Genomic DNA, 24,950 nt, shown 5'->3' with positions numbered 1-24,950 from the left:
GACTTCTGGCTCGTCCTGTCGCAGGGTGGAGACATGACGACCTTCGTGCTTGTTCCCGGCGCCTGCCACGGCGCGTGGTGCTTCGAACCGCTGGCGCGTCGGCTCCGGCAGCACGGCCACGAGGCCTACCCGATCACGCTGACCGGACTGGGGGCCAGGAAGCACCTGCTCAACGCCTCGGTCAACCTCGACACGCATGTCGATGACGTGGTGAATCTCCTGGAGGACGAGCAGGTCACCGACGCCGTGCTGGTCGGGCACAGCTATGCCGGAATGGTGATCACCGGCGCGGCCGACCGCGCCCCCGAACGCGTCGAGGGCCTGGTCTACGTCGACGCCTTCGTGCCCCGGGACGGGGAATCCTGCTGGACCCTGGCCCCGGGCGGCACGCGCGAGTGGTATCTCAGCGACGCCGGCACGAACGGCTACACGACGCCACCGCTGCCGTTCTTCGATCCGCGAGCCACGCCGCACCCGCTGGCGTCCCTCCTCCAATCGATCCGCCTGCGTGGCGACCTCGACCGGTTCCGGCGCAAGGAGTACGTGTACGCGACCCTGTCGGAAGGGGAATCGCCGTTCAAGGCCACCTATGAGCAGGTGCTCAACGATCCCTCGTGGCGAGTGCACGCCCTCGCGTCCAAGCACAACGTGATGCGGGACGCGCCCGAGGAACTGCTGAAGATCCTCCTGGCCACGGACTAAGCCGGCCCGGACTTCCTGCTGGTGGGAGCCAAGGGCCCGGCCGCCTGTGTGGGTTTGTCCGGGTGCGCCGGTGGTGCCGCATCCGGACCACGGGGGAGCTCGGGTGGAGCGTCCCGGAAGAGCTCGGGCACCGACCGATACAGGATCGCGGCGATCGGCACGGCCACGACCGCGCCCGCGATCCCGGCCAGGATGCCGCCGACGGCGAGCACGATGATGATCGCCAGCGGGTGGAAGTGCAGCACCCGGCCGACGATCAGCGGCTGGAGCACGTGGTTCTCCAACTGCTGCTCGACGAGCAGGATGCCGAGGAAGATCAGCGCGTAGATCGGGCCCTTCGCACCGAGTGTCACCAGCGTCGCGACGGCTCCGGCGAAGAAGATACCGACGATCGGGATGAAACTGGCCAGGAAGATCAGCACGGCGAGCGCCGCCCACAGCGGGACGCCCATGACCGCCAGCACGATGCCCATGAGCACGCCGTGCACCGCCGCCACGGCCACGGTGCCCTGGACGTAGTGCGAGAGCGTGACCCAGGCGGTCCGCCCGGCTCGATCGACTCGTGGCGCGACCGTGCCGAACGCCTTGAGGAACCAGGCCCAGATCCCTTCGCCATCCTTGAGCAGGAAGAACGTCACGAAGAGCAGCAGGACGATCGAGGCCAGCACTTCGAGCAGCACGACGGTGCCGGCGAGCACCGTCGTGGTGATCTGCCGCTGCTGCGCGGTGACCAGGTTGGCGATGTCATCGACCCATTTGCTGAGCTGGTACGGCTGCAGATGCAGCGGGCCGGTGTAGAGCCAGCCCTCCACCGTCTTGGCGGTCTGCTGGACCTGCTTCACCAGGCCGGGGAACTCCTCGTTGGCGCGTACCCCGATGATCCAGCCGGTCCCGCCCAGTACGGCGAACGCGACCAGCATGGTGACCCACGTGGCGTAGATCGCCCGCAGCCCCGCCGCGCGCAGCCGCCTGGTGAGGGGGAACAGCAGCGCGGTCAGCAGCAGCGCGACCGCGACCGGCAGGGCGACGATGCGCATCGTCGCCACGATGCCGAACACGTAGTTGGCCACGACCCCGATGAAGATCAAGCAGGCGCTCCACGCGGCCATCTTGGCCAGCGTGGGCGGCACCAGCCCCCAGAGGGGCTCTTGATCCGGCTTCACACCTTCAGACTCTCATCTCCGGCCCTGATAGGCACGGCTCACACCTGCCCAGTAAGGTGCGGCCGAGACAATGAGACACGCGTTGACCTCGCGTTCGCGGGGGCAGAGTGAAGATTTCCGGCGGTTCCACCCGCGACCAGCACGAAACGGTACGGTGAACAACCTCAAGTGACACGACAGCGGCTGGCGGCGGCCTGGCAGCGGGCGAGAAGCCGTCATGGCTGGCTGGATCATCTGGTCCGGGCCGTGATCCGCTACGACAAGACGGACGCCGGCCGGTTGTCGGCCGCGCTCACGTACTACTCCTTCTTCGCCACCTTCGCGTTGGCGCTGCTGGGGTTCGCGATTCTCGGTCGTTTCCTGGACTATCCGCCGGTGCTGCTCGCGGTGCAGCACTACCTGAGCGAGAACCTTCCGCGGCTGAACGTCCAGGCGTTGATCGACGCGCGCGGGACGGCCGGGTTGGTGGCGTTCGTCGCGCTGCCGTTGACGGGCTTGTTCTGGATGGACACCTTGCGCTCGGCCAGCAGGGCGATCTGGCGGCTGGAGCAGTATCCGGGACACTTCCTCCTGCGTCAGCTCATCGACCTGGGCGTGGTGGCCGGGCTCGGGCTGCTGCTCCTGCTGTCGGTCGGCGTCGCCTTCGCCGCTGAGTGGCTGCTGAGCTGGCTGGCCGTGCACACCGTGGGCACGGACGCCATCTCGGCCCAGTGGGTGCTGTCCGCGGCCGCGTTCGTCATCGGTCTCGGGGTCAACACCCTGCTGGCCATGGCGTTGCTGACCGCTCCGCCACGGCTGCACCTGCCGCTGCGCAGGGTGATCGGCCCCGCGCTCGTCATCGTGATCGGCCTGGAGGTGCTCAAGACCCTCGGGCAGGTCTACCTCAACCTGACGGCGGCCAACCCCGCCTACCAGGTCGTCGCCGGCGCCGTGGGGATGCTGGTGTTTCTCAAGATCCTCAATCAGCTCATCCTGTTCGCCGTCGCTCTGGCGGCCACCAGCACCACAGGACGGGTCAAGGACCTGGCTGCTTAGGACTCCGTTTCCTTGCCCCATTTGAGGGGAGAGGGGAGGCCACGGTCAGGAAGAGGGAAGGAGAACCTATGCGCTTAGGATCGATAGTGGTGATCCTTTGGCTGGTCGTCGGCGCCTTCGCGGCGGCCCAGCGCGACTACTACACGAAACCGATCGATGACTGCAACCAGGTGGCCACGATCGCCGTGACGATTCTGGCGGGTCCCCTCAACTATCTCGGCATGAACCCGAAGATCGCTTGTCAGACCCCCCAGCCCAGCAAGTGACGCCTGCTGACGATTCCCAAGACGTTCTACAGTGGTAGGACGATGGTCGGTATCGGCGCCGCCCGGCTTGGGAAGAGGTGGCGGCCATGGAGCTGCGCCAACTGCGCTATTTCGTGACGCTCGCTGAGGAACTGCATTTCGGCCGGGCGGCGGCCCGGGAGCACATCGTGCAGTCCGCGCTGAGCCAGCAGGTGCAGCGGCTGGAGCGGGAGTTAGGGGTGCGGCTGCTGGACCGCAGCACCCATCACGTCGACCTGACACCCGCGGGTGTGGCCTTCCTCGTCGAGGCGCGCCAGATCCTCGACCACGTGAGCAGGGCCAAGCAAGCCGCCCGCAACGCTGTGGCGCCATCGCCGACGCTTCGCGTGGGCATCATCGACGCCGCCTACGACTCCATGCCCCAGATCCTGCGCGAGGTCCAGCGCAGCCATCCGGATTTCACGATCCACCAGGTCGAAGCGGGCACCCCTGAGCAGTACCGGCAACTGGCCGACGGGCGCCTGGACATCGGCATCGGTCGTGCCTCCCAGACCCGGCCCGGCGTGGCCGCCGAACTGATCCGGCTCGATCCGCTCGGCGTGCTGGTCGCCGATGACCACCGCTTCGCCGGCCGCGACGCCGTGCCCGTCACCGCCCTCGCCGACGAGCTCCTGCTGCTCGGCGAGGAGAGCCAGACGCCGGAGCTCAACCAGTTCGTCATCGAGCTGTGCCGGTCGGCCGGATTCGCGCCCACGGTCTACGAGGGCACGGTCGAGAGCACCCGCGCCGCCGCCGACCTCGTCCTCCAGCACCGCTGTGTGCACTGCATCCCCTCCTCCTCCCGCACGTCCAACCGGCCGGGCACCACGTGGCGGCCGCTGGCCGAACCCGTCACGCACTACCCCTGGTCACTCTTGTGGCGCGACGCGAACCCCTCCCGCCACCTGGCCGACGTCATCGACAGCGCCAGACGACTCGCCGAGCGGCTCGGGTGGCTGCGACCGATCGCCGGGGCTTCGATAGCTGTCGACCGCGGCGATGACGAGGAGACCGCCTGATCCACGCCACGGTGATCGATTGTGGTGATGGCCTCATCCGAGATCGGCTGTTTCCATTAAGAACGTCTGGGTGTTGGGTCGAAGCGAACAAGTGTGACAGTCGGCGCCAGCAATTCCGCGGCGGCCGGCTTCCTGCTTCGACCGGTCCGGAAGGCCGATCCTCGCAGACCTCGATTCGCTGCAAGAGGAGTTCGGTCATGGGCATCATCGCCTGGATCATCCTCGGACTGGTAGCCGGAATAGTGGCCAGAGCTCTGGTCCCCGGCAAGGATCCGCAGGGTTTGATCATCACCTTCGTACTCGGCGTCGCAGGGGCACTGCTGGGCGGCTTCGTGGCCACACAGGTGTTCCACGTCGCCGGTGTGCAGGGCTTCTTCAACCTGTCCACCTGGGTCTGCGCCATCGTCGGGGCGGCAGTCCTGCTCTTCGCCTACAACGTGCTCACTGGGCAGCGTCCGCACCGTCGGGTCGGCCGCCGATGACCCTGATCGGCTCGCCCACGCGCGCATGGTCCTGCCACGGCATGGGCGATGCGTGATGCCCGTCGCCGGTGCCATCGCGGTCATCGTCGTCGGCGCCATCCTCACCTTCGCGCTGACGAACGGCTCGATCGGCGGCCTGGACCTGCGCATCGCGGGCGTCATCCTGATGCTCGGCGGAGCCGTCGGGCTGGTGCTGCCGCTGCTGCTGCGTTCGAGATCACGCTGGAGCGAGTCGACCGTCCGCAGCCGACAGGACGTCATCGATGACGGTCCGCCGCCGACCCTGGTGGACCCTCCCGGGTTTATGGCCCCGGACGATCGCCGGCTCTGAGACGGCCGTCGGGCCAGAGTTCAACCCGTTGCCTTCTCCGCGCGAACCGGGGCCGTGCGGAGAAGGCAACGAAAGTTCGAGGAGCCAGAGATGTCCACCATGACCTTGCCCGATTCGCCGCGCTTAGGCGGGCGAGGGTAGCTCCGTGGGGGCGACGCTCTGCCCGGGGCGAGGGAAAAGGACGGCCGCCAGCGGATCCGTCGCGGCCTGCAGGCGAAGACGGGGCGCCTCGCCCCAGCCGGTGAGGTTGAGCAAGCGGCACACCTGCGGCGGCGCGGATCGCAACGTGAGAACGTGTCCGTCGTCCCGCTGAGCGGCGACGTTGACCAAGACCCGCAAGGCGCCGACGTCGATGAACTCCAGGTGCGCCAGATCGACGCAGACTCCGCCACCACCCGTGATCGAGGCCAACGCACCGACCAGGACGTGCAAGGTGACGCAGTCCAGATCGCCCATGACCCGCAGCTCCCGCAGATCGAGATCATGCCTTATGCGCAGGCGACCATTGCTGAACGCGACGAACTCGATGATGGGACTACAGCCGGCCATGAATTGATCATCCGGTAGTTCCGAGGGGACGGAAATGGCCAATCCCAGATGAACTCATCGTCAATCACGTATGTGCATCCCCGTCAGCGACCGCCGACGCTCTGAGAGTCGCGGGAAGTACCACTGACAGCTCGCACGCTCGCCGGGCTTGTCCAAGGCGACCACAGTGGACCCGCGGGGGGTTGAGGTGTTCCCCGAAGCGTTTGATCGTGCCGCCCTTGCCCGCGGCGTCGCGTCCCTCGAAGAGGCCGTCGCGGCCGGCGGCAGGTGCGAGGGGGCCGACCGGGACGGTCAACGACTGCCGCGCCCCTGATTCATACGCCATTCCGGCGGACCAAGCCGCGCCTGCCGTGAGCAGCGCGAACAGGCCGACCATCAGCGCCCAGCGGGCCTTGCTCCTGCCGAGCTGGGGTTCTCTCATCGACGGCGTGGCGAATCCGGGCACGAACGGCAAGGTCTCTTCCACTCGGGTGCGCACGAGGGGGGTCGCCGTCCGCTCCTCCGGCGGCCATAAATCCGCCACGTGCCGGAGCTGCTCGCGTACGCGGACCGCGTCTGGCCGCATGGTGGGGTTCTTGTGGAGCAGCCCGGCGAGTACGACCGCCAGCGGTCCAGCCCTTTCGAAGGGATCAGGCGGGTCGGCGAGCACCGCGGCGAGAGTGTGAATCGCCGTGTCACGGGAGAAAGGAGGCCGTCCTTCCACCGCCAGGAAAAGGGTGGCGCCCAGCGACCACAGGTCCGACTGCCGGCAGGCATCGCCGGTGACCCGTTCGGGAGCGAGATAGGCCATCGTGCCGGTCAGCATCCCGGCCTGGGTAATGGACGCCTCGCTGTCCATCACGGCGATGCCGAAGTCGGTCAGGACCACACGACCGTCCTGAGCCAGCAGCACGTTGTCCGGCTTGATGTCCCGGTGCAGAATCCCGGCCGCGTGAGCGGCGCACAGACCGTCGAGCACGGCCAGCCCGATCTTCGCCACCGCGCATGAAGACAGCGGGCCGTCCTGGGCGACCACTTGACCAAGGGTTCGAGAGCGCACCAGCTCCAGCACGATCCAGGGCTGTCCGGCCACTTCGATGACGTCGTACACGCCCGCGACATTGGGGTGGCTGATGCGTGCCGTGGCGCGGGCCTCCCGCCGCGTACGCTCGGCCAGGATCGTCCGTTCGGGCCCGGGGGGCAAGGGCACTTCCTTGATCGCGACCTCGCGAGCCAGCAGCTCGTCACGACCATGCCAGACCGTGCCCATGCCGCCTCGCCCGAGCGGTTCGAGCAGCCGGTAGCGGCCGGCGAGAAGAGACGCGTCCAACGACGCGTCGAGCGTCCGATGCCCATCCGCCGCCACCGACATCATGGTCTCGACCGACATAGCCGCCTCCGCCCGGTATCGACGCCGACGTATGCCGCCTCAGGACGGGTAGCCAGATACTGTCAGTCAATGCCGCCGACCGGGATACGGATACATGCGTTCCGAGCAGAGCTCATCGCGATAACTGATCACAGATGAGGAGCCGCTACGACGGTCGTCGCAGCGTATTGACGCGAGACTGCGGTTGGCCGGTCAGACTCGGCGGTTGGCGTCCTCGAGGAAGTGCAGGACGGCGGTGACGCGCCGGTCCGCTCGGTCGGTGGGCGCCAGGTCGAGCTTGGCGAAGATGCTGCGGATGTGCTTGTGTACGGCGCCGTCGGTGACGAAGAGCCGTTCGGCGATGGCCGTGTTGCCCAGACCTTCGGCCATCAGGGCCAGCACGTCACGCTCCCGAGGGCTCAGGCGGTCCAGCCGGGTGTCGGGCCGGGTGCGTACGAGCAGCTGCGCCACGACATCCGGATCGATGGCCGTACCGCCGTCCGCCACCCGGTGCAGCGCGCTCAGGAACTCATCGACCCGCCCGACCCGCTCCTTCAGCAGGTACCCGAGTCGGGAGCTGCCATGGGAGAGCAGTTCGGTGGCGAACGCCTGCTCGACGTAGGCGGACAGCACGAGCACGGCCAGGTCCGGCTGGCGTCGCCTGGCCTCCACGGCGGCGACGATCCCCTCGTCGGTGTGGGTCGGCGGCATCCGTACGTCGACGATCGCGACATCCGGTTCGTGGACGCCGATGGCCTCCAGGAAGCCGGCGGGGTCGCCGGCGGTGGCCACGACGTCGAGCGACTCCGCGCGCAGCAGGAGCGCGAGCCCTTCGCGCAGGAGCGCGTCGTCCTCCGCGATCACGATCCGCATGGCAGGCTCACGGTCACGGTGGTGGGTCCCCCAGGAGGGCTGTTCAGCATGAATGTCCCATCGTGCGCTTCGGTACGGCGGCGGATGCCGACGAACCCTGATCCGTTGCGTTCGTCCGCCCCGCCCTGGCCGTCGTCGGTGATCTGTAGGTCGAGCCGGTCGTCATCGAGGCGGGCCGTGACGGTGGCGTGCCGGGCCTGGCTGTGCTTGGCGATGTTCGTGAGCGTCTCGGCCACCACGAAGTAGGCCGTCGCCTCGACGGAGGAGGCGCACCGGACGGGGAGGTCGGCGTCGATCCGGCAGGGCACCGGGCAGGCCGTGGCCAGGCCGGTGAGGGCGTCGGCGAGGCTGCGGTCGGTCAGTACCGGCGGCAGGATGCTGCGGACGACCCCGCGAAGCTCGGCGAGCGCCTGTTCGGCGGCGTCCTGCGCGCGTTCGAGAATGGCCTCGGCGCTGGCCGGATCGCGGGTCAGCGCCCGGCGCGCCGCGCCGAGCAGGACGTTGACGGCGACGATCCGGTTCTGCGTCCCGTCGTGCAGCGATCGTTCGATGCGCCGCAGCTCGGCGGAGTGCGCGTCGAGCGCGGCGGCGCGGGTCGCGGTGAGCTGCACGACCCGCAGTGCGAGGTCGGTGCCGGAGACCGGTGCCAGGAGCCGCCGGCCGGGCCAGGCCTGCAGCCGCGCCATGCCCGGGAGGACCGCCCCGCAGAGGATGATCCAGCCCAGGCCCAGCAAGGTGACGGCGAAGGCGCCGGACCAGCCCTGCACGGTCCAGATCCCCATGGCCCCCGTGGCCGCCTCTTCCGGTGGCAACAGCCACCAGTACAACGGGAAGAAGGTGTCCCGCACCACGTAGATGGGCAGTGAGATACCCACCCCACCGAGGAGCAGGCCGAAAATGCCGTGGGCGGCCATCCAGCCCAGTTCCCTGCGTACGGCCGAGTCGGCGAGGGCGGCGCGCAGCCCGTGCGGCATCGGCGCCGGGCCGACGACCTCCGGACCCCAGCGGGACAGCCGCCCGCGTTCCCGGTCGGCGACGACCCGCACCACGCGCAGCGTCACGGGCGCCAGCAGCAGGCCCACACCGATGAGGCAGGTCAGCGCGGTGGCGATCACCAGCACGAGCGCGACGAACGCCAGGACCGCGGTGCCGAGCCCGCCGACGATATGTTCGAGCGCGTCCAGGACTGCTCGGGCGCGGGCGAACGCGAACGCGTCCCATCCACGGGCCGCCCGCCGGTCGGCCGTGGGGTCGTGGGTGGACATAGCCCAGGACAATAAGGCATCACCCGGGCGGTCGACAGATCGTCGGCCAAGGAGTACAGCCTGCTGTACCACGCCTGTCTCGCTGGTGGGATCGTGGTCGGCGGTGATCGCTCGTAGCTTCGATGTGTGACAGCCCGTCGAGTGAGGAGCACACCATGACCGAGTCATCCCGTTCGGCCCAGACCGCCCAGCGCGGGATGTTGCGTCCCGTGCTGTGGGTCCTGCTCCTGATCAGCGCGGTGCTCAACATCGTGACCTCGAACATCAACATCTTTGTCGGCATCGGATTCGGTCTGGCCACCCTCGCGTGCGCCGCCGGCCTGGTCGTCGACCACTACCGGCACCGGCGCCCATGAGTGTGCAGAACGGCCCGGGCGATCAGGGTCGCCCGGGCCGCTCTCAGCTCGTCAGACGAGTTCGTAGAGAGCCTGACCGCTGCTGTCGGTGCCTCCGTAGGAGGACGCGTCCACCAGGGTGCCGTTGGCCTTGACCCACTCGGTCACCGAAGAGCTTCTGCCGTCGGTGATCAGGATGTACTTGAGCGTGCCGTCGGCGACGTACCCCTTGAGCTTGGCGACGGTCATGGCCGGGTCGCTGCCGGTGAAGCCGCCCATGGCGATGACGGCCTTGCCGCTGGACAGGATGATCGAGGACGCGCTCTGCGCGCTGTCAACGGCCACCAGCCAGGTGGCGTCGCCCTGGTTGGCCTTCAGGTACGCGATGAGCTGAGTGCTCACCTGCCCACCGCCGCCGGGCCGGCCCGTACGTTGGTCGGCCGTACGTTGCTGGGTGCCACCGGGTCCGCCGCCCATTCCGCCCATTCTCCCCATCCCGCCGCTGCCGGCCGGGCCCGCGGTCGGGTTGGTGCCCTGGACGGCCGAGGTCAGCGGGGTCACCGCGTACGCGGCCGGTCCGGCGAGACCGCCGAACAACCCCGCGACCAGGGCCACGGCGGCCAGCCGCTTGGCGCCGAACGCGACCGCCAGGAGCCCGAGCACCGCCACCGCCGTCGCGCCGGCGACCACCCACGGCAGCCACGACACGAAGTCGGTGGTACGGCGGAGCACCACGAAGGACCAGCCACCGGTGACGGCGATGCCGAGCGGCAGCGCCCACCTCCAGGCGGCCGACCGCCGGAAGGCGTGCCACATCAGCACCGCGCCGATTCCGGTGAGAGCGGCGATCGCGGGCGCCATCGCGGTGGCGTAGTAGGGGTGGAAGCCGCCTTCCGAGAAGCTGAACACCACGAAGTGGATCGCCAGCCAGCCACCCCACAGCAGCAGCGCGGCCCGGACCGGATCGGTCCGCGGCCGACGGCCGATCAGGGCAACCCCCACGGCCAGGGCGAGGGCCGCGAACGGGATCAGCCAGGAGATCTGTCCGGCCATCGTGTCGTTGAACAGCCGGGTGGCCCCGGCCTCGCCACCGAAGTTGGCGCCGCCGCCGCTGCTACCGGCGCTCGCACCGAAGATCCGGCCGAGGCCGTTGTAGCCGACGACCAGGTCCCAGACGGTGTTGTCCGCGCTGCCGCCGATGTACGGCCGGCTGCCCGACGGCCACAGATCGACGATCGCCATCCACCAGCCACTGGAGACGACGAGCACCGCGCCGGCCGCGAGCAGCCGCCCGATCCGCCGCAGCGGCCGGCCCGGTGCCGCCATCAGGTAGACGGCCGCGAAGGCGGGCAGCACCAGGTACGCCTGGAGCATCTTGGTGTTGAACGCCAGGCCGACCAGCAGCGCCGTGACCAGCAGCGTACGCGTGCGGCCGGTCCGGATCGCCTCCAGGCAGAACCAGGCCGCCGCGACCAGCAGCAGCACCAGGATGGTGTCGGGGTTGTTGTCCCGGTTGATGGCCACCGTGATCGGCGTGAGCGTCATCACCAGGGCCGCGATCAGCGCCGCGACATGGGCCAGGTGCCCCGTCCCGTCCCCGATCGGCCTGGCGGTGAGCGTACGTCGTACCGCCGAATGGACCAGGCCCACGGCGGCGACGCCCGCGACGGCCTGGGGGAGCAGCATGCTCCACGTTCCGAACCCGAAAAGGCGGGCCGACAGGCCCATCACCCACAGCGCGAGTGGCGGCTTGTCGACGGTGATGTACGAACCGGCGTCGAGGGCTCCGAAGAAGAAGGCCTTCCAGCTCTGGGTGCCGGAGTAGATCGCGGCGGAGTAGTAGTCGTTGGCGTAGCCGTTCTGGCCGAGCGCCCAGGTGTAGAGGACGGCGGCCAAGGCGAGCGCGCCCCACATCGCGGGGCGTGCCCACCGCGGGTCGCCCCGGTGGTCGGCCGGGGCGCGACGACCACTGGTCGGGCGCTCCAGCAACTGTGCGGTCATCGTGCTCATGACGCCTACGATCGACGGCGGCCCTTGAACCGCGCTGAGGCGACCATTAAGCCTCAGTGAGAAGAAACGTCAGGGCAGCGAGGGCGGCAGCCCGAAGGGCGTGAAGTGCTCGGGGCCGACGAACGAGGTGATCTCGGCGATGCGCTCGCCACGCAGGGTCAGTACGTTGATCGACCAGGCGACGTGCGCGCCGGCGTCGTCGTTCCGGAGGTAGCAGGCCACGGCCGGCTGGCCGTTCGCGGTGGCCGGCCGGTGCCGCCAGCTTCCGCATGAGGTCAGCGGGACGCGCACGGCGAAGTCGGTGACGGCCTCGAGGCCGTGGTACCAGTGCGGCAGCGGCGGCATCGACCAGGTGACGTCCTCGGTGAGGAGCGCGACCAGGGCGTCGGCGTCGCCGCGTTCCAGCGCGGTGGAGTAGCCGGCGACGATCTCCCGCACCCGGGCGTCGCCGATCTGGCGCAGAGTCTGCTGCTGGCCAAGGGAAGGCACCTTCTCCGCGACGATCTTGCGGGCGCGGGCCAGGGCGGAGTTCACCGACGTGGTCGAGGTGTTCATCGTGGTGGCGATCTCGGCGGCGGAGAACCCGAGGACCTCGAAGAGCAGCAGCGCCGCGCGCTGGTTGCCCGGCAGGTGTTGCAGGGCGGCGACGAAGGCCAGCTCGACGGCCTCGCGCTGCTCGTAGCGCTCGCCCGGGCCGGTGCCGGGATAGGGGCCCAGCCAGGCGACGTCGGTCAGCGGGGCGTCGCCGAGCACGGCGCGGTCGCTGGCCGGGCCGAGGTCCATCGGCAGGGCCCGCCTGCCCCTGGACTCGATGATGTCCAGACAGGTGCGCGTGGCCACGGTGTACAACCACGAGCGCAGTGAACCGCGGCCCTCGAAACGCGCGAGCCCCCGCCACGCCCGCAACAGCGCGTCCTGCAGGGCGTCGTCGGCGTCATGGGTGGAGCCGAGCATGCGGTAGCAGTGGGCGTGCAGCTCCCGGCGCAGCGGCCGCACGAGCCGGTTGAACGCGGCGTCGTCCCCCGCGCGTGCCCTGACCAGGTCCTCGGCGCCCTCCGCTGCCGGGTCCGCCGACGTGGCGGAAAAGACTTCGCTCACAAGCGACGATTCTGCCCCATCGCCGGAGTCACCTCTTCGACCGAAGGAGAAAACCATGAACCACATCGTCCGTACCCTTGAGATCCCCGACGCGCGCCTGCACTACGAGGTACGTGGCGAGGGCCCCCTGCTGGTGCTCGTTGGCGCCCCGATGGACGCCCGGTCCTTCGCCGCGGCGGCCGAACTCCTGGCCACCGACCACACCGTGCTCACCACTGACCCGCGCGGCATCAACCGCAGCCCCCTCCACGACCCCGGCCAGGACTCGACCCCGGGGCTACGCGCCGACGACCTGTCCCGGCTCATCACCCACCTGGACGCCGGCCCGGCCGCGGTCTTCGGCTCCAGCGGCGGCGCCGTCACCGCCCTGGCCCTGGCCGTCGCCTCCCCCGAGCAGGTCCACACTGTCATCGCCCACGAGCCGCCGTTGGTCGAAACGCTGGCGGACCGCGAGCGACTCCACGCCGGGACCGAAGACCAGATCGCCACCTACCTCGCCGGTGATGTCGTAGGGGCCTGGACGAAGTTCATGGCTCAGGCGAACATCGCCATGCCGCAGGAGGTGATCGAGATGATGTTCGGCGGGGAACGCGATCCGCAGCAGGTCGCGGACGAGCGCCGTTGGTTCGCCCACGAGCTGCGTGGCACCGTCCGCTGGCAGCCCGACCTCGCCGCCCTGCGTTCAGTGCGCACCCGCGTCGTGGTCGGCATCGGCGAGGACTCGACCGGCCAGATCTGCGACCGTACGTCGACCGCGCTCGCCGCGGCACTCGGCATCGAGCCGACGATGTTCCCCGGCGGCCACATCGGCTTCGCCGACGACCCCGACCGGTTCGCTCCCCGGCTGCGCGAGGTCCTGCGCGAGAACTGAGTGCTGACCCCCGGCAGACGACTTCAGGAGACGACGATGCCCGCGCAGCCGCTTGACCACACCTTCACCGCACGGATCGAGAAGGACGGAGCCTTCCCTACCTTCGTGACCGTGCCGGGCTCCGCCGAACTCTTCGGGACAAGGCGTCCCGTGAAGGTCGGCGGAACCATCGACGGCCACCCGTTCACCGCCACCCTCATGCCATCGGGCACTGGCCCCCACTGGCTCCCCATCAGGGCGGCACTGTGCGAGCTCATCGGTAAGGACCAAGCGGGCGTCGAGGTGGCGTTCCGCCTGGATCAGCGACTCAGCTGATCGCGCGCGGCCGGGTCGCGGTCCGTGCGTGTCTGGAGACGCGTCAGCGTGTACTGGAGATCAGGGCCATCGCCGCGCCCAGCAGCGCGATCACGGGAGCCGCCGCGGGGAGCAGGTGCAGAGTCACTGCGGCGGCGGCCGCGCCGAGTGACAGGGCGAGGAGCACGGCCACCAGCTCGGGGATGTGCGGCGGCCCCGTGCCGGGAGTGAGGTGCCGGGAGATCGAGCTGGTCAGCGCGCCGGTGATGAACGTCGTCGAGCCGATGAAGGTGTGCAGGCGGTCGGTCACCGCGCTCTGGATGCCCATGGCGAGGGCGGCGGTCGCGATCACCGGCAGGCGCGGGCCGGACAGGGCCCAGGCGAGGGCCAGCGCGATCAGCAGGACCAGCTCGGCACCCAGGGCCAGCCTGGTACGGGCGGTCCAGCCGGTGGTCGAGACGGTGAACCGGAAAGTGCCGACCAGGCCGCAGGTGAACGCGGTCAGCGCCACCAGCGAGCCCAGGGCCTCGGAGAAGTGGCCGTGACCGGCTGACACGCCGAGCAGGACCAGGTTGCCGGTCATGTTCGAGGTGAAGACCCGGCCCAGGGCGAGGAAGGTGAAGGCGTCCATGGCGCCCGAGGCCAGCGCCAGGCTCAGGACGGGCAGGCGGTTGCTGACCGGCATCCTCCCATGGTCGGCCGCACGCGCGGCCCGCTGGGGGAGGCGCGCTGATTCCGCGTTCACTGAGGGTGGGCGGGCGTGTTCGGGGGGTTCAGCCAGTCGGGGGTGCGCCACTGCTGGACGTTCGCGCGCGTGCAGGGGCGCAGTGACACCGACTGCTGGGCAGGCTCCATCTCCAGGCACAGGCCGCTGGCGACGTGCTGGACCTCCCAGTAGTGCCACCGGTTGTACGCCGAGCGGTAGCTGAAGCGCCAGAGCTGGCCGGTGGAGCCGGAGCAGGACTCGCGGGCCGGCCGTCGCTGATCCGGTGGACCGGCGGCGGTCAGGCAGCCACCCATGCTCGTGATCGCGTACTCGCCCTGGGCATTCCGTCGGTAGCCGAACGCCTGGTTGACGCCGCCGTGGCAGCCCCAGATGATCAGGTCCGCGGTGCCCGTGGCGTCCAGGCACCGGCCGTTCTCCGCGCTGGCCAGTGAGCTGCCGAGGTCCGGCAGACGGGCGGTGACCAGCCAGCGCTGGCCGGGCCGGTCGGCGGCGCAGGGCAGCAGGATCAGCGGGGTGCCCGGCTCCGCGGAGCTCTGGTTGGGCTCGGCGCACAGGTCTCCCTGGGGGGAGGCGATGGCGATCGCGTGGTCGCCGGTGAGCCGCCAGAGCTGGTCGTCGGAGTCGTCGCAGGCCGCCTCGGTCAGGTAGATCCCCTCGATGATGCGCCGGGCCTCCGGGGTCAGGCAGCGCTCGCTCAGACGGTTGCGGATCCGGTAGAGGAAGGCGCCGTCGTGCTTCTCCGGTTCGAGGTCCCACCGCTGGGCTTCGCCGAGGACCGTGTTGATGGCCGAGCCGCCCGGCCTGGCGTGCGGGGGAGCGGTGGTGGAGGTGTTGACGACCAGGGGCTTGCCGGGCGCGTACAGGGAGAGGATCGTCACGTTCGAGCGGTTGAGCGAGTCGGGGACGTGGGTGTCGACGTACACCACGTAGGTCAGGAAGGCCGCGGTCGTGAGCGCGACCGACACCACGATGCCGACGATCAGCCTGGTGCGGCGGGTGGGCCGGGCAGGCTGGGGATTGGCCAGTCTGCGGTAGGACTGGAGCCACTTGTCCGTCGCGGCGTCCGGCACGTCATGCACCAGGAGGAAGGCGCGGATGACCGGCTCGGCGTGCTCGGTGTCGGTCAGCCAGGCGGCGCTCTGCCTGGTGACCTTCTCCAGGTCGGCCCGGTCGAAGGCGAGCCCGCGCCGGGCGGCGCGGGCCTGGAGCTCGGCGAACTTGGGCGTGCTCACCTCCCTGCGCCGGTCCTTGAGCAGCCGCTTGAACGTGGGCAGGTCGTGCGCGGTGAACGGATCGGTGGCCGTCGCCGTACGGTTGGCCCAGCGTGACTGCAGGAAGCCGCCCAGCGGCGGGAGCACGGCGGCCAGGCAGGCGAACAGGATCGCGGGCACGATGTGCGCCGGGTTGAGTTCGGGTTGGCCGTCGGTGGCGAAGTTGACGTAGATCCCGGCCAGCACGGTGAAGACCGCGCTGAGCACGGCTACCGCGCCGATCACCAGGGCGAGTTCGCGTGGGGGGTTGCGCATCTGCTCCGTCCGGCACTTTGTGTCAGATCATGCTAACGGAGCGTGCGCGCGTCTTGTCCCGGCTACCGGTTCGAAACCGGGTCCGGTGCTTGGGCGTTCGTGCGGGTGCGGGTCAGGGTGGCGAGCAAGAGGAGGAGCGCGCTCTGGGCGAGCATGCCGGGCGCCAGGGGTGGCGCGGCGCCGACCGACTTGCTGACGGCGTACCACCATTGGGTCAGCGGGGACAGGGCGTCCCACGTGTCGGCGTAGCGCTGGTCGAGCAGGCCCGCGTCGTAGTTGGCGGACACGTGGGCGTACACGCCGAACGCCGCCACCAGCAGCACGGCCAGCGCGAGCACCCGCACCGTGGTCGCCGCTCCCTGAGGCCGGCCGACGGCGAGCATCGCCAGCGCGAGCGTGAGCACGGCCAGCGCTCCCCAAGGGAGTAACTGCTCCAAGGTCTGCCAGTGGCGTTCGGCGGCGAGCTCCGCGGCGGCGCCCATGATGCTGATGAGAACCAGGGCCAGGAGCCCTCTGCGCACCGTCATGGCGTCAGCGCCGAGACGATCTTGTCAACCGTGTCCTGGCCGGGGTTGTACTTGGCCAGGTTCTGCCGCAGCGACGTGAGGTCGTTGTCGTCGGCGGCGTAGGGCCGGTATTCCATGACCTCTCTGGCCCACCGCTCGGGGTTGGTCACTCCGGCGGATCCGAGCGCGGCGGTGATCTGGGCCTCGTCGGCGGTGTTCGCCGAAACCTTCCCCGCCGAAGCTGTCCCCGCCGAAGCCGTCCCCGCCGGGGCGGACGCGCTCGCGCTGGACGTGCTCACGCCGGCGGAGGCGGTCTGGTCCGTCGTCGAGGTGCAGGCGGTCAGGGAGACCGCCGTGGCGATCACCGCCAGGGCGATCCTGATCTTGCTTGGTTTCATGCGGGCCATCCGGTACGAGGGGTTCTCAGTGGCCTCAACGTTGTCCGAGCCGTCTCAGATGGATCTCGATGAATCATGAAGATCAGGTGAGAAACGATGCTTAGTACGAAAAAAGACGAAAGCTTAATGATCGTGAGCGATTAGATCCTCCTCAATCGGCGTAAGTCGGGTTACATTCACGTTACTTTGCCCTCTCTTGTCCCCCGAGTCGACCGAAGGGAGAGGCATGAGAACGAGAACCGCAATCGCCGCCCTGACCGCTGCGGCGATCCTCATGCCGGCCGCCGTCGCGAACGCCACCGGGAGCGCCACTGGGAGCGCCACTGGGAGCGCCGCCGCTGTGGCTCCGCCGCCCGACGACCAGTTCCAGAAGGTGACACTGAACGACAATCCGGGCGAGCCGATGGACTTGGCGGTGTTACCGGATTCGAGGGTCCTGCACACCACCCGGACCGGTGTCGTCTGGTTGCATGATCCGAAGACCGGCCTCAACACGCAGGCCGCCCGGCTCGACGTCTACCGGCACGACGAGGAGGGGCTGCAGAGCATCGCCCTCAGCCCCGGCTTCGGCAAGGGCTCCAAGGCGGACGACTGGGTCTACCTCTACTACTCCCCGCCGCTCGACACCCCGATCGACGACCCGGCGACGCCGGACGTCAACGAGGGCGACGCCCCGTTCACCGGCACACCGGCGGACTTCGCGCCCTTCAAGGGGCTGATCCGGCTGTCCCGGTTCCGCTTCACCGGCGCCACCATCGATCTCCGCACCGAGCAGCGCGTGCTCGACGTGCCGGTGGATCGCGGCATCTGCTGCCACGTCGGCGGGGACATCGTCTTCGACGCCGCCGGCAACCTCTACCTGTCGACCGGCGACGACACGAACCCGTTCTCCTCCGACGGCTACGCCCCGCTCGATGAGCGCCCCGACCGGAACCCCGCCTTCGACGCCCAACGCAGCGCCGGCAACACCAACGACCTGCGCGGCAAGGTCCTTCGCATCAAGGTGCGCCCGGACGGCTCCTACACGATCCCCCGCGGCAACCTGTTCCCGTCCGGCACAGCGGGCACCCGGCCGGAGATCTACGCGATGGGCCTGCGCAATCCCTTCCGCATCGAGGTCAACCGGTCCACCGGGGACCTCTACGTCGGCGACTACTCGCCCGACGCGCGAGAGGCCGATCCCCTGCGCGGTCCGGCGGGGACCGGCAAATGGGCGCTGATCCGCAAGGCCGGCAACTACGGCTGGCCCTACTGCGCGACGGCGCGACTCCCATACGTGGACTACGACTTCGCGACCGGCGCGTCAGGCGCGAAGTTCGACTGCGCCGCACCCGTCAACGCGTCGCCGCACAACACCGGCCTGCGCAAGCTGCCGCCGGTGGCGCAGCCGGACGTGTGGTACTCCTACGGGCCATCGGCGGAGTTCCCGGCGCTGGGCACCGGCGGCATCGGCCCGATGGCCGGCCCGGCGTACCACTTCGACCCGCGCACCACGCACGGGCGCGCTCCGGTGGCGTGGCCGAAGTACTTCGACGGCGTCCCGCTCTTCTACGAGTGGACCCGTGACTACGTCAAGGCGTTCCACCGTGACGGACGGATCGAGGACGTGCTGCCGTCGTTCGTCTTCGACAACCCGATGGACATGGAGTTCGGTCCGGACGGCGCGCTCTACGTGCTGGAGTACGGCGACGGCTACTTCCAGGAGAACCCGGACGCCCAGCTCGCGCGCTACGACTACATCGGCTACACCGGCAACCACACTCCCATCCCGGCCGCCGCGGCGTCGGTGACCAGCGGCCACGCGCCGCTCACCGTCCGCTTCACCAGCGCCGGTACGACCGACCCCGACGGTGACCGGCTCCGCTACGCCTGGGACTTCAACGCCGACGGCACGGTCGACTCCCGCAGCCCCGAGGGGTCGTACACGTACCAGGCGAACGGCCTCTACAACGCCACGCTCAAGGTCACTGACAACGCCGGCATGTCCGCGGCGACGTCGGTGCGGATCGTGGTCGGCAACGCCGCGCCGGTCGTGGAGCTGATCCGGCCCGCCGAGGGTCAGGCGTTCCACTTCGGCGACGTCGTCGAGTTCGAGGTGCGGATCACCGACGACCAGCCGGTGGACTGCGCCAACGTGACCGTGGACTACATCCTCGGCCACGACGACCACGGCCATCCGCAGACCACGGCGCGCGGCTGCACGGGCTCCATCCAGACCACCGAGCCGAGCGGGCACGACCCCGAGACCGACCACCTCACCGGCGTCTTCGTCGCCGGCTACACCGACCCCGGCGGTGCCGACCTGCCCCCGCTGACCGGCAGCGACCAGGTCGTACTCCAGCCCACACGTTAGGAGATCCCCATGTGTTACGGGTACGGCCCCAGCAGGCGGTCCTTGCTCGCCGCGGGCCTCGGACTCGGGGCGGGCGCCCTGGCCGCCGCCGCCACGCCCGCCGCCGCGGCGACCCCGCGCGGCAACGGCGGTCACCGCGTCCCTCCCGACCAGATCAGCATCCAGCTCTGGACGGTCCGCGACGACCTCTCCCAGAACTACGACACCACCCTCGCCTACCTGGCCGAGATCGGCTATCCGAAGGTCGAGCTCGCGCTCGGCTACTTCGGCCGTACGGCACAACAGCTCCGTGAGTTCCTCGACGGGATCGGCATCCGGGCCAGCTCCAGCCACGACGGCCTCACCACCGACGCCGCCGGGCTGGACACGAAGATCAGCAACGCGCTGACCCTCGGCCAGTCCTTCATGATCGTGCCCTACCTGAACTCCACCAGCGAGGACGAGTGGAAGGCATGGGCCGAGCGCATGAACGTCGAGGCGGCGGCCGCCCGCTCGGCCGGGCTGCGGTACGGCTACCACAACCACGCCCACGAGTTCACGACCGACCTCGGCGGTGGGCGGACGCCGTGGGACGTGCTCACGTCCGAGCTCGATCCGCGCCTGGTCCATCTGGAGATCGACATCTACTGGGCGGTCACCGGCGGCATCGGGCGCGGCGTCGCCGACCCGGTGCGCTTCACGCTCGACGTCATCCGCAGGGCGCCGCAGCGCGTGCTGCAGTTCCACGTCAAGGACCGGGACCTCAACGGTGACATGGCCGACCTCGGCACCGGGACCATCGACTTCCGGCGGATCTTCGACGCGCACCGGGTGAAGGAGTACATCGTGGAGAACGACACCCCGGACGTGACTCCCCGGCGTACCGCGGAGGTCGGCTACCGCTACCTGCGGAAGGTGCGCTTCTAGGGACCACGCCACCGAGCCCGGCGTTTGGGCCGGGCTCGGCGGGCCGGTCTCAGAAGCCGGGGAAGACCCGGCGCAGGTCGTCCAGGGTGAGGGTCTGGCTCGTGAGTGTCACGACGTCCGGCGTGTGCTCGGGGGAGTGACGGCCGGTGGTGAGCCGCAGCCACCACTCGGCCGGCGCGCTGAGAACGGCGTCGGGCTGGGCGGGCTCGTCGATGAGGCTGACCTTGTCAGCCACGTCGAGCCCGAAGGAGCGCTCGGGAGAGGTGGTTCGGATGGCCAGGCTGCCCCGGCGGCCGCCAAGGCCGTCGGCCTTGCCGATGAAGTGGATGAGCAGGCCCACCTGGTCGAGGAGCAGTTCGGTCGCGGCCGGGGCCAGGGCCGCCGCCGGGTCGAAGGCGACCTCGACGTCCCACGAGTGGTGGGCGAACTCGCTGAGCCGCAGGCCCGCCGCGGTCGCGACGTCCACGGGGACGGGCAGGAAGCCGAGCTTGATCCGCAGGTCCTGTCTCGTCTGCGCGTCGAGGCTCTCGTAGCGGCTGACCAGCGCCTCGCTGGCGGCCAGAAAGCCCTCGGCCCGCTCGGCCGGGGACATCGCGTCCCAGCGGGCCCAGACCGTCTTGTTGAAGTCCCCGTCCGGGGCGGCGGTGCCGCTCAGCGAGGCCTCCAGGTTGGCCAGGTTGATCTCCGAGCCGCTGCCCAGGTGGCTGAGCACCTGTGACACGTCCCATTCCGCCGCTCCGGACGGCCGGGTGAGGTCGTCGGGCGCGAGGCCGCGTACGAGAGCGGCCAGGTGATCGTGTCCGCTGCGCAGAGCGTCGATGATCTGGTCGGCGCGATCGGTCATGTTCGGCTCCAAAGGGAGGGTAAGAGGTGCCGTGCCGGAGATGTCGACAAGCTCAGCCGGTCGAGCCCGCCGATAATTCCCGGTCCGTTCACGCGGACGCGTCCCTGGGCTGAAGGGAGTCGAACACGGTCATTCCCGAGGCCGGGTCGAGGTCGGTCTCCGTCGCCTCGGTCAGGCGGGCCATGGTCATGTAGAAGCCGATCGCCAGGATCGCCTCGACGATCTGCCGCTCGGAGAAGTGCCCCCGAACCGCCGTGAACACGCTCTCCTCGACCCGGACGGTCTCGATCACCTGCCTGCCGAACGCGAGCAGCGCACGCTCGGCGTCGTCGAAGGCGTCGCTACCGAGATCCAGCCGTTCGATCGCGTCGATCTGCGCCTGCGGCACGCCGACTCCCAGGGCGATCGGCACATGCTGCCGCCACTCGTAGGCGCCGCCCTCGACCTGGGCCACGAGCAGGATCAGCAGTTCACGAAGCCGGTGCCCGAGGTCAAGGCTGCTGAGGATGGCCTGGCCCAGTCGAACCTGCGGGACCACGCACGACTCCGCGTGCGCCAGCATGCGGAAGATGTTGAGCTTGACCGGCAGGGCCGCGAGCGTCTTGGCCGCGTCGCCGGTCGCGTCGTCAGGGTTGATGAGGCTGAGTCTCGCCATTGGTGCCTCCGGCTGGGTGATTGGTAAGCGTCACGAAATGATCGATGAACCGGGAACAGAAGCCAAGGTCCCGACCCGATGTAACGAAAAAGGTGGATTCGGCGTACGGCGGCTACCAGATGGCGGTACGTGACCGCGTCCTGTCGATGATCTTCACGAAGACCGGTCCCCGCCAGGGCGTCGCCGCGCTGGCCGTCGACGGCCGTCCCGCCGGCGGCAAGGAGCCGATCACGACCGCGCGATACCTGATCGGCTGGCAGGGCCTGGTGCTGGGCCGTGACGCCCTGTCGCCGGTGAGCTGGGACTACCCGCGTGGCTTCCCCTTCACCGGGACGATCGATCGGGTGCGCGTCGAACTGGACGACGACATCCCGGACACCACCCACGAGACCTTCGACTGACCGGTCAGCTCGCCATCCGCGCCTCGGGGAGCAGGGGAAAACCCTCTCCGAGGTCGCGGTTGATCGGCAGTGTGACCAGTTCGAAGTCCTTTCTGGCCACCTCGACGCCGTGGATCTTGCAGGCGATGGCGGCCGTGCAGGCGCCCCCGGTCAGGCGCATCAGCCGACCGGCCCGGACACTCGCGGTCACCATCGTCAGATGCAGGATCAGGTCTATCCCGAACGTCACCCGCCCCACGGGCTGGCCGTTGACCTGCACCTCGACATAGGGCTCGTGGTGCGAGACGATCTCATGCTCGGCCAGCGGCACCATGAGCCCCATGCCCGGGTTGTCCAAGGTCTTGCGGGCCGCGGCGCGCAGACTGCGGTATTTCGCCCAGCCGCCCAGCAGCACCGAGCCCACGTCGATGCCGCCCAGCAGTGTGGCGCCCGCCTCCGCGGCCTTGTGCAGCAGCTCGCCGGGCGGCGCCTGGGCCTGCCGGGTGATCTCGTCGAGTACCCGGTGGGCGTCCACGGCCTGCGACAGCTCCTGGGCCGCTTGTCGCGGATCGGCGTAGAGCAGCAGGTCGGCGGTGCTGGGGTGGGTGGTGAAGGTAACGGTCACCGTACGATCTCCCTGATCTCCTGGCGGCCCTGGTCGTGATGGCAGACGAAGTCGAGGCTGAGCGAGGGGGCCACCAGCTCGCGGAGCTCCAGGTGGGGCGAGAGGTCGGCGTACGGCACGCAGACGACTGAGGGCGCCGGCGGTGTCGCGGACGTTGACGGCATGACGGTGGTCGCGGTCATGTCCGTCATCGCGGATGCTGCGGCCATCGCGGGCGTCCCCCGCCCGCGGCGGGCGCGGCGTAGCGCCCAGACCAGGACGGCCGCCGCCACGAGCACGACCACCAGCAAGCCGGGCAGTGGCGTGCTCGACGAGCCCGTCTTGTCGGTGTCGATGGCGCCTGCCTCCGGCGACTCGTCGGTGTCGGTCGGGGTGACCTCTGGGCTCGCGGGGTCGGTCGGCCCGGTGACCGGTGTCAGGGTGACGGTGACGGAGCTACCCCGTTCGACGCGGCTGCCCGCGGCCGGCTCCTGCTCGCTCACGTTGCCGGAGTCGCCGCTGCCGATGACGAGCGTGAGCCCTCGCTCCTGGACCCGCCGTCTCGCCGCGCTCGCGCTGAGCCCGCTCAGGTCGGGGACCGTGACTTGTTCGGGAGTCGGGGACACCGGCGTGGGGGGACGCAGGCGCAGCGTTACGGTGCTGCCTTTCGGCACCCGCGTCCCGGCGGCGGGATCCTGGGAGTCCACCACGCGCGGTTCGGCGGCCTCTCCCTGGGCCACGGAGGAGACGAGCCCTTGGTCCCGTACCTCCTGTTCCGCTTGATCGAGCGGGTCGCCGACGACGTCCGGGACCTCCACGGTCGGCGCTTCCAGGTCGATGGTCACGGTGGAGCCGCAGTTCGCGAGCTCCTCGCTCGTGGGGGTCTGGTCGGTCACCGTCCAGTCGGCCGCCGCGTCGGAAGGCGTCGCCTCCGTGTCGAAACCGGCCTGCGCCAGGGTGGCTTTCGCGTTCTCCCGCGTCATTCCCATGACGTTCGGCACGGATGCCGCGTGGGTGCCGTCATGCGTCTCGCTGTTCCACTCGTCGAGCGTCGGGCAGGACGATGAGGCCGTCGGCGTCACCGACCCGCCTACCACCGGCTCGCCTGACGGCGCCGCGGCTCCGGCCACCGCCGGGCTCGTCGGCCTGATCAGGCTCGTGGCCGTCGCCGGGCTCACCAGCCCGATCAGGATCGCGGCCATCAGCACCATCACGCTCACGGCAACCGCGTAGGCCCGCATCGCCACCTCCCTGACATCAGCCTCGACGCTAGGCACGCCGTCCGGCCAGGACATGAGTAGGTCACTACTCAATTCGGAAGAGTGACGATTTCGTTACAGGTGGTGATGGCGGCTCATTGGCTTACGGCAGAACTATAGATAAGCCCATCAGGGTCGCCTGCAGAATAATGATGCCCATGGCAGTGCGGAGCACCGCCAGTTTCCAGTCCAGTGCTTGCATCACCCGCTGCGCAACCAGTCGTTCAGGGTTTTCACGTTCGTCAAGGATCGGACTGAGCAGAGACAGTCGCGCATCCGGCCGCCGCCAGAGTCCCGCGATCAACAGGACCGCAGCGCCTACAGCGCAAGCCTGCGAGATCAGGCCCGTTGCAGTTGACAGGTAGCCGCCTGCTGCCGTGTGGCGGCTGGCCAGAAATAAAACCCCGGTTCCAATGAGCAGGATCGCGGAAACTGAATCCGCCCAGAGAATCCGACGTCGATTACGAGCAGCAGCCGAATTTGACAGGATCGACTCCGTCACACTTGGGACCGTAGCACGCGTTGCGTGCCTCTTGAGTGCCAGGCGGTCACCACGGACCGGGTGAGCGCGGTTGAAATCCCGTCACTGGTATCCACCTCGTAGTCATAGGGGCCGAACGTGTGTATGCCGTCGGTCTCCACGTGAGAGCGGCCCTCGCCGATGCGGCGGTCGCCGCGTTCGCGTTCTCTCCGGTCGATCTCCGCAAGGTCGCAATGCACGCCGACGAGGAACACGTCGAAGTCCGCCAACAGGCGAGAAAGAGATTCACGCCAGGCCCGGAATTCGATGACGTGCTCCACGATCAGGTCGTTGCCCGCGCCGGCCAGGGCGGGCAGGCATTGGTGAAAGCCCTTGAAGAAACGTGGCCGCATCTCGTTCCACCAGGAGAAGGGGCCTTCTTCGTCGCGCCGGTCGGGGAGCATTCCGCTCGCCACGAACTGGTCGGACGAGACGTACAGGAACGGCTCGTCAAGCGCCTGCCGCAGTGCTTTGGCCAGGGTCGATTTCCCGGAGCTCGATGCTCCGTTGAGGATGATGACGCGTCCGGAGCCTCTTACCGGCGGGATCGGTTCCATGTCCACACGATGACACGGCTGTGCCGCGTGGCGGTCACTACACAGCGTGAGCGGAA

30 protein-coding genes are annotated in these 24,950 nt (G+C 69.3%); 13 read left to right on the top strand and 17 right to left on the bottom strand.

What is annotated here, in order from left to right; genetic code table 11:
- The first annotated feature begins 33 nt into the window (after positions 1–33).
- Positions 34–702 (top strand): alpha/beta fold hydrolase, encoded by a 669-nt coding sequence (locus AB0B91_RS16910; RefSeq protein ID WP_358319711.1) that lies wholly within the window; start codon positions 34–36, stop codon positions 700–702.
- Here AB0B91_RS16910 and AB0B91_RS16905 read toward each other — a convergent pair.
- Positions 699–1,865, bottom strand: coding sequence for an AI-2E family transporter (locus tag AB0B91_RS16905; protein ID WP_358319709.1), 1,167 nt, complete (start codon positions 1,863–1,865; stop codon positions 699–701). The two genes, AB0B91_RS16910 and AB0B91_RS16905, sit on opposite strands and share 4 nt — an antisense overlap.
- Positions 1,866–2,033: 168 nt before the next feature.
- On the opposite strand from AB0B91_RS16905, the gene AB0B91_RS16900 reads away from it, so the two are divergent.
- The 5 genes from AB0B91_RS16900 to AB0B91_RS16880 all read left to right on the top strand — a co-directional run bounded on the left by AB0B91_RS16900 (position 2,034) and on the right by AB0B91_RS16880 (position 5,016).
- On the top strand, positions 2,034–2,900 hold the full coding sequence (locus AB0B91_RS16900) for a YihY/virulence factor BrkB family protein (RefSeq protein WP_358319706.1): 867 nt from the start codon (positions 2,034–2,036) through the stop codon (positions 2,898–2,900).
- A 68-nt stretch (positions 2,901–2,968) separates the two neighbouring features.
- Positions 2,969–3,166, top strand: coding sequence for a hypothetical protein (locus AB0B91_RS16895; RefSeq protein WP_358319703.1), 198 nt, complete (start codon positions 2,969–2,971; stop codon positions 3,164–3,166).
- Positions 3,167–3,252: 86 nt separating this feature from the next.
- Positions 3,253–4,203 (top strand): LysR substrate-binding domain-containing protein, encoded by a 951-nt coding sequence (locus AB0B91_RS16890; RefSeq protein ID WP_358319700.1) that lies wholly within the window; start codon positions 3,253–3,255, stop codon positions 4,201–4,203.
- A gap of 197 nt (positions 4,204–4,400) precedes the next feature.
- Positions 4,401–4,685, top strand: a complete 285-nt coding sequence (locus AB0B91_RS16885) for a GlsB/YeaQ/YmgE family stress response membrane protein (protein ID WP_358319697.1) — start codon at positions 4,401–4,403, stop codon at positions 4,683–4,685.
- Between the two features lie 55 nt (positions 4,686–4,740).
- Entirely contained in the window at positions 4,741–5,016 is a 276-nt protein-coding gene (locus tag AB0B91_RS16880; RefSeq protein WP_358319695.1) for a hypothetical protein, read from the top strand.
- 123 nt (positions 5,017–5,139) lie between these two features.
- Here AB0B91_RS16880 and AB0B91_RS16875 read toward each other — a convergent pair whose 3' ends face one another.
- From AB0B91_RS16875 to AB0B91_RS16860, 4 genes are all read right to left on the bottom strand, one after another.
- Positions 5,140–5,565 carry an STAS domain-containing protein gene (locus AB0B91_RS16875; RefSeq protein ID WP_358319693.1) on the bottom strand — a complete coding sequence of 142 codons (426 nt, stop codon included), beginning with the start codon at positions 5,563–5,565 and terminating at the stop codon, positions 5,140–5,142.
- A 64-nt stretch (positions 5,566–5,629) separates the two neighbouring features.
- Positions 5,630–6,934 (bottom strand): protein kinase, encoded by a 1,305-nt coding sequence (locus tag AB0B91_RS16870; RefSeq protein WP_358319690.1) that lies wholly within the window; start codon positions 6,932–6,934, stop codon positions 5,630–5,632.
- A gap of 192 nt (positions 6,935–7,126) precedes the next feature.
- Positions 7,127–7,786, bottom strand: a complete 660-nt coding sequence (locus AB0B91_RS16865) for a response regulator transcription factor (protein ID WP_358319687.1) — start codon at positions 7,784–7,786, stop codon at positions 7,127–7,129.
- Entirely contained in the window at positions 7,774–9,051 is a 1,278-nt protein-coding gene (locus tag AB0B91_RS16860) for a sensor domain-containing protein (RefSeq protein WP_358319684.1), read from the bottom strand. Before AB0B91_RS16860 ends, AB0B91_RS16865 begins: the two co-directional genes overlap by 13 nt.
- 155 nt (positions 9,052–9,206) lie before the next feature.
- On the opposite strand from AB0B91_RS16860, the gene AB0B91_RS16855 reads away from it, so the two are divergent.
- Positions 9,207–9,407, top strand: coding sequence for a hypothetical protein (locus AB0B91_RS16855; protein ID WP_358319681.1), 201 nt, complete (start codon positions 9,207–9,209; stop codon positions 9,405–9,407).
- 51 nt (positions 9,408–9,458) lie between these two features.
- On the opposite strand, the gene AB0B91_RS16850 is transcribed toward AB0B91_RS16855, so the two are convergent.
- Together AB0B91_RS16850 and AB0B91_RS16845 are read right to left on the bottom strand one after the other, a co-directional pair.
- Entirely contained in the window at positions 9,459–11,396 is a 1,938-nt protein-coding gene (locus tag AB0B91_RS16850) for a glycosyltransferase family 39 protein (RefSeq protein ID WP_358319678.1), read from the bottom strand.
- A 69-nt stretch (positions 11,397–11,465) separates the two neighbouring features.
- Positions 11,466–12,494, bottom strand: coding sequence for a sigma-70 family RNA polymerase sigma factor (locus tag AB0B91_RS16845; RefSeq protein WP_358319675.1), 1,029 nt, complete (start codon positions 12,492–12,494; stop codon positions 11,466–11,468).
- 55 nt (positions 12,495–12,549) lie between these two features.
- On the opposite strand from AB0B91_RS16845, the gene AB0B91_RS16840 reads away from it, so the two are divergent.
- Complete coding sequence (locus AB0B91_RS16840) at positions 12,550–13,365, top strand: alpha/beta hydrolase (RefSeq protein ID WP_358319672.1); 816 nt, start codon at positions 12,550–12,552, stop codon at positions 13,363–13,365.
- A 36-nt stretch (positions 13,366–13,401) separates the two neighbouring features.
- Positions 13,402–13,680, top strand: coding sequence for a DUF1905 domain-containing protein (locus tag AB0B91_RS16835; protein ID WP_358319669.1), 279 nt, complete (start codon positions 13,402–13,404; stop codon positions 13,678–13,680).
- Between the two features lie 43 nt (positions 13,681–13,723).
- Here the strand turns inward: AB0B91_RS16835 and AB0B91_RS16830 are convergent, their stop codons facing one another.
- The 4 genes from AB0B91_RS16830 to AB0B91_RS16815 form a co-directional block, all read right to left on the bottom strand.
- Complete coding sequence (locus AB0B91_RS16830) at positions 13,724–14,344, bottom strand: YoaK family protein (protein WP_358319666.1); 621 nt, start codon at positions 14,342–14,344, stop codon at positions 13,724–13,726.
- Between the two features lie 56 nt (positions 14,345–14,400).
- Positions 14,401–15,912 (bottom strand): ricin-type beta-trefoil lectin domain protein, encoded by a 1,512-nt coding sequence (locus tag AB0B91_RS16825; protein WP_358319663.1) that lies wholly within the window; start codon positions 15,910–15,912, stop codon positions 14,401–14,403.
- Positions 15,913–15,974: 62 nt separating this feature from the next.
- On the bottom strand, positions 15,975–16,439 hold the full coding sequence (locus AB0B91_RS16820) for a hypothetical protein (RefSeq protein ID WP_358319660.1): 465 nt from the start codon (positions 16,437–16,439) through the stop codon (positions 15,975–15,977).
- Positions 16,436–16,816, bottom strand: a complete 381-nt coding sequence (locus AB0B91_RS16815; protein ID WP_358319657.1) for a hypothetical protein — start codon at positions 16,814–16,816, stop codon at positions 16,436–16,438. Before AB0B91_RS16815 ends, AB0B91_RS16820 begins: the two co-directional genes overlap by 4 nt.
- A gap of 226 nt (positions 16,817–17,042) precedes the next feature.
- On the opposite strand from AB0B91_RS16815, the gene AB0B91_RS16810 reads away from it, so the two are divergent.
- Together AB0B91_RS16810 and AB0B91_RS16805 are read left to right on the top strand one after the other, a co-directional pair.
- A complete protein-coding gene (locus AB0B91_RS16810) occupies positions 17,043–19,169 on the top strand; it encodes a PQQ-dependent sugar dehydrogenase (protein WP_358319655.1) in 2,127 nt (708 codons plus the stop codon).
- Between the two features lie 9 nt (positions 19,170–19,178).
- Complete coding sequence (locus tag AB0B91_RS16805; RefSeq protein ID WP_358319652.1) at positions 19,179–20,075, top strand: sugar phosphate isomerase/epimerase; 897 nt, start codon at positions 19,179–19,181, stop codon at positions 20,073–20,075.
- A 49-nt stretch (positions 20,076–20,124) separates the two neighbouring features.
- Here the strand turns inward: AB0B91_RS16805 and AB0B91_RS16800 are convergent, their stop codons facing one another.
- Together AB0B91_RS16800 and AB0B91_RS16795 are read right to left on the bottom strand one after the other, a co-directional pair.
- Entirely contained in the window at positions 20,125–20,919 is a 795-nt protein-coding gene (locus tag AB0B91_RS16800; RefSeq protein WP_358319649.1) for a maleylpyruvate isomerase N-terminal domain-containing protein, read from the bottom strand.
- Positions 20,920–21,007: 88 nt separating this feature from the next.
- Positions 21,008–21,574, bottom strand: coding sequence for a carboxymuconolactone decarboxylase family protein (locus AB0B91_RS16795; RefSeq protein ID WP_358319647.1), 567 nt, complete (start codon positions 21,572–21,574; stop codon positions 21,008–21,010).
- Positions 21,575–21,666: 92 nt separating this feature from the next.
- Here AB0B91_RS16795 and AB0B91_RS16790 point away from each other — a divergent pair, with 92 nt between their 5' ends.
- Entirely contained in the window at positions 21,667–21,975 is a 309-nt protein-coding gene (locus AB0B91_RS16790; protein ID WP_358319644.1) for a hypothetical protein, read from the top strand.
- 4 nt (positions 21,976–21,979) lie between these two features.
- On the opposite strand, the gene AB0B91_RS16785 is transcribed toward AB0B91_RS16790, so the two are convergent.
- Both AB0B91_RS16785 and AB0B91_RS16780 read right to left on the bottom strand, forming a co-directional pair.
- Positions 21,980–22,579 (bottom strand): hypothetical protein, encoded by a 600-nt coding sequence (locus tag AB0B91_RS16785; protein ID WP_358319642.1) that lies wholly within the window; start codon positions 22,577–22,579, stop codon positions 21,980–21,982.
- Positions 22,576–23,541: a PASTA domain-containing protein gene (locus AB0B91_RS16780; RefSeq protein ID WP_358319640.1), complete on the bottom strand. Its 966-nt coding sequence runs from the start codon at positions 23,539–23,541 to the stop codon at positions 22,576–22,578. The genes AB0B91_RS16785 and AB0B91_RS16780 overlap by 4 nt, the downstream gene beginning before the upstream one ends.
- 4 nt (positions 23,542–23,545) lie before the next feature.
- Between AB0B91_RS16780 and AB0B91_RS16775 the strand changes: the two genes are divergently transcribed.
- Complete coding sequence (locus AB0B91_RS16775) at positions 23,546–23,791, top strand: hypothetical protein (protein WP_358319637.1); 246 nt, start codon at positions 23,546–23,548, stop codon at positions 23,789–23,791.
- A 129-nt stretch (positions 23,792–23,920) separates the two neighbouring features.
- On the opposite strand, the gene AB0B91_RS16770 is transcribed toward AB0B91_RS16775, so the two are convergent.
- Complete coding sequence (locus AB0B91_RS16770; protein ID WP_358319635.1) at positions 23,921–24,319, bottom strand: hypothetical protein; 399 nt, start codon at positions 24,317–24,319, stop codon at positions 23,921–23,923.
- Complete coding sequence (locus AB0B91_RS16765) at positions 24,316–24,894, bottom strand: AAA family ATPase (protein ID WP_358319632.1); 579 nt, start codon at positions 24,892–24,894, stop codon at positions 24,316–24,318. The genes AB0B91_RS16770 and AB0B91_RS16765 overlap by 4 nt, the downstream gene beginning before the upstream one ends.
- Between the last annotated feature and the right edge of the window lie 56 nt (positions 24,895–24,950).

Source organism: Nonomuraea sp. NPDC049141 (genome assembly GCF_040648415.1).
Classification (GTDB): Bacteria; Actinomycetota; Actinomycetes; order Streptosporangiales; family Streptosporangiaceae; genus Nonomuraea.
The sequence above is the reverse complement of the archived record's forward strand: the minus strand, read 5'-3'. Positions and strand labels throughout refer to the sequence as shown.

Bases quoted from the DNA above. Each gene is read 5' to 3' on its own strand.
- AB0B91_RS16910 (WP_358319711.1), top strand. From the start codon at position 34: ATGACGACCTTCGTGCTTGTTCCCGGCGCCTGCCACGGCGCGTGGTGC.
- AB0B91_RS16895 (WP_358319703.1), top strand. From the start codon at position 2,969: ATGCGCTTAGGATCGATAGTGGTGATCCTTTGGCTGGTCGTCGGCGCC.
- AB0B91_RS16890 (WP_358319700.1), top strand. From the start codon at position 3,253: ATGGAGCTGCGCCAACTGCGCTATTTCGTGACGCTCGCTGAGGAACTG.
- AB0B91_RS16885 (WP_358319697.1), top strand. From the start codon at position 4,401: ATGGGCATCATCGCCTGGATCATCCTCGGACTGGTAGCCGGAATAGTG.
- AB0B91_RS16880 (WP_358319695.1), top strand. From the start codon at position 4,741: ATGCCCGTCGCCGGTGCCATCGCGGTCATCGTCGTCGGCGCCATCCTC.
- AB0B91_RS16875 (WP_358319693.1), bottom strand. From the start codon at position 5,565: ATGGCCGGCTGTAGTCCCATCATCGAGTTCGTCGCGTTCAGCAATGGT.
- AB0B91_RS16870 (WP_358319690.1), bottom strand. From the start codon at position 6,934: ATGTCGGTCGAGACCATGATGTCGGTGGCGGCGGATGGGCATCGGACG.
- AB0B91_RS16865 (WP_358319687.1), bottom strand. From the start codon at position 7,786: ATGCGGATCGTGATCGCGGAGGACGACGCGCTCCTGCGCGAAGGGCTC.
- AB0B91_RS16860 (WP_358319684.1), bottom strand. From the start codon at position 9,051: ATGTCCACCCACGACCCCACGGCCGACCGGCGGGCGGCCCGTGGATGG.
- AB0B91_RS16855 (WP_358319681.1), top strand. From the start codon at position 9,207: ATGACCGAGTCATCCCGTTCGGCCCAGACCGCCCAGCGCGGGATGTTG.
- AB0B91_RS16850 (WP_358319678.1), bottom strand. From the start codon at position 11,396: ATGAGCACGATGACCGCACAGTTGCTGGAGCGCCCGACCAGTGGTCGT.
- AB0B91_RS16840 (WP_358319672.1), top strand. From the start codon at position 12,550: ATGAACCACATCGTCCGTACCCTTGAGATCCCCGACGCGCGCCTGCAC.
- AB0B91_RS16835 (WP_358319669.1), top strand. From the start codon at position 13,402: ATGCCCGCGCAGCCGCTTGACCACACCTTCACCGCACGGATCGAGAAG.
- AB0B91_RS16830 (WP_358319666.1), bottom strand. From the start codon at position 14,344: ATGCCGGTCAGCAACCGCCTGCCCGTCCTGAGCCTGGCGCTGGCCTCG.
- AB0B91_RS16825 (WP_358319663.1), bottom strand. From the start codon at position 15,912: ATGCGCAACCCCCCACGCGAACTCGCCCTGGTGATCGGCGCGGTAGCC.
- AB0B91_RS16820 (WP_358319660.1), bottom strand. From the start codon at position 16,439: ATGACGGTGCGCAGAGGGCTCCTGGCCCTGGTTCTCATCAGCATCATG.
- AB0B91_RS16815 (WP_358319657.1), bottom strand. From the start codon at position 16,816: ATGAAACCAAGCAAGATCAGGATCGCCCTGGCGGTGATCGCCACGGCG.
- AB0B91_RS16810 (WP_358319655.1), top strand. From the start codon at position 17,043: ATGAGAACGAGAACCGCAATCGCCGCCCTGACCGCTGCGGCGATCCTC.
- AB0B91_RS16805 (WP_358319652.1), top strand. From the start codon at position 19,179: ATGTGTTACGGGTACGGCCCCAGCAGGCGGTCCTTGCTCGCCGCGGGC.
- AB0B91_RS16800 (WP_358319649.1), bottom strand. From the start codon at position 20,919: ATGACCGATCGCGCCGACCAGATCATCGACGCTCTGCGCAGCGGACAC.
- AB0B91_RS16795 (WP_358319647.1), bottom strand. From the start codon at position 21,574: ATGGCGAGACTCAGCCTCATCAACCCTGACGACGCGACCGGCGACGCG.
- AB0B91_RS16780 (WP_358319640.1), bottom strand. From the start codon at position 23,541: ATGACGCGGGAGAACGCGAAAGCCACCCTGGCGCAGGCCGGTTTCGAC.
- AB0B91_RS16775 (WP_358319637.1), top strand. From the start codon at position 23,546: ATGACGTTCGGCACGGATGCCGCGTGGGTGCCGTCATGCGTCTCGCTG.
- AB0B91_RS16765 (WP_358319632.1), bottom strand. From the start codon at position 24,894: ATGGAACCGATCCCGCCGGTAAGAGGCTCCGGACGCGTCATCATCCTC.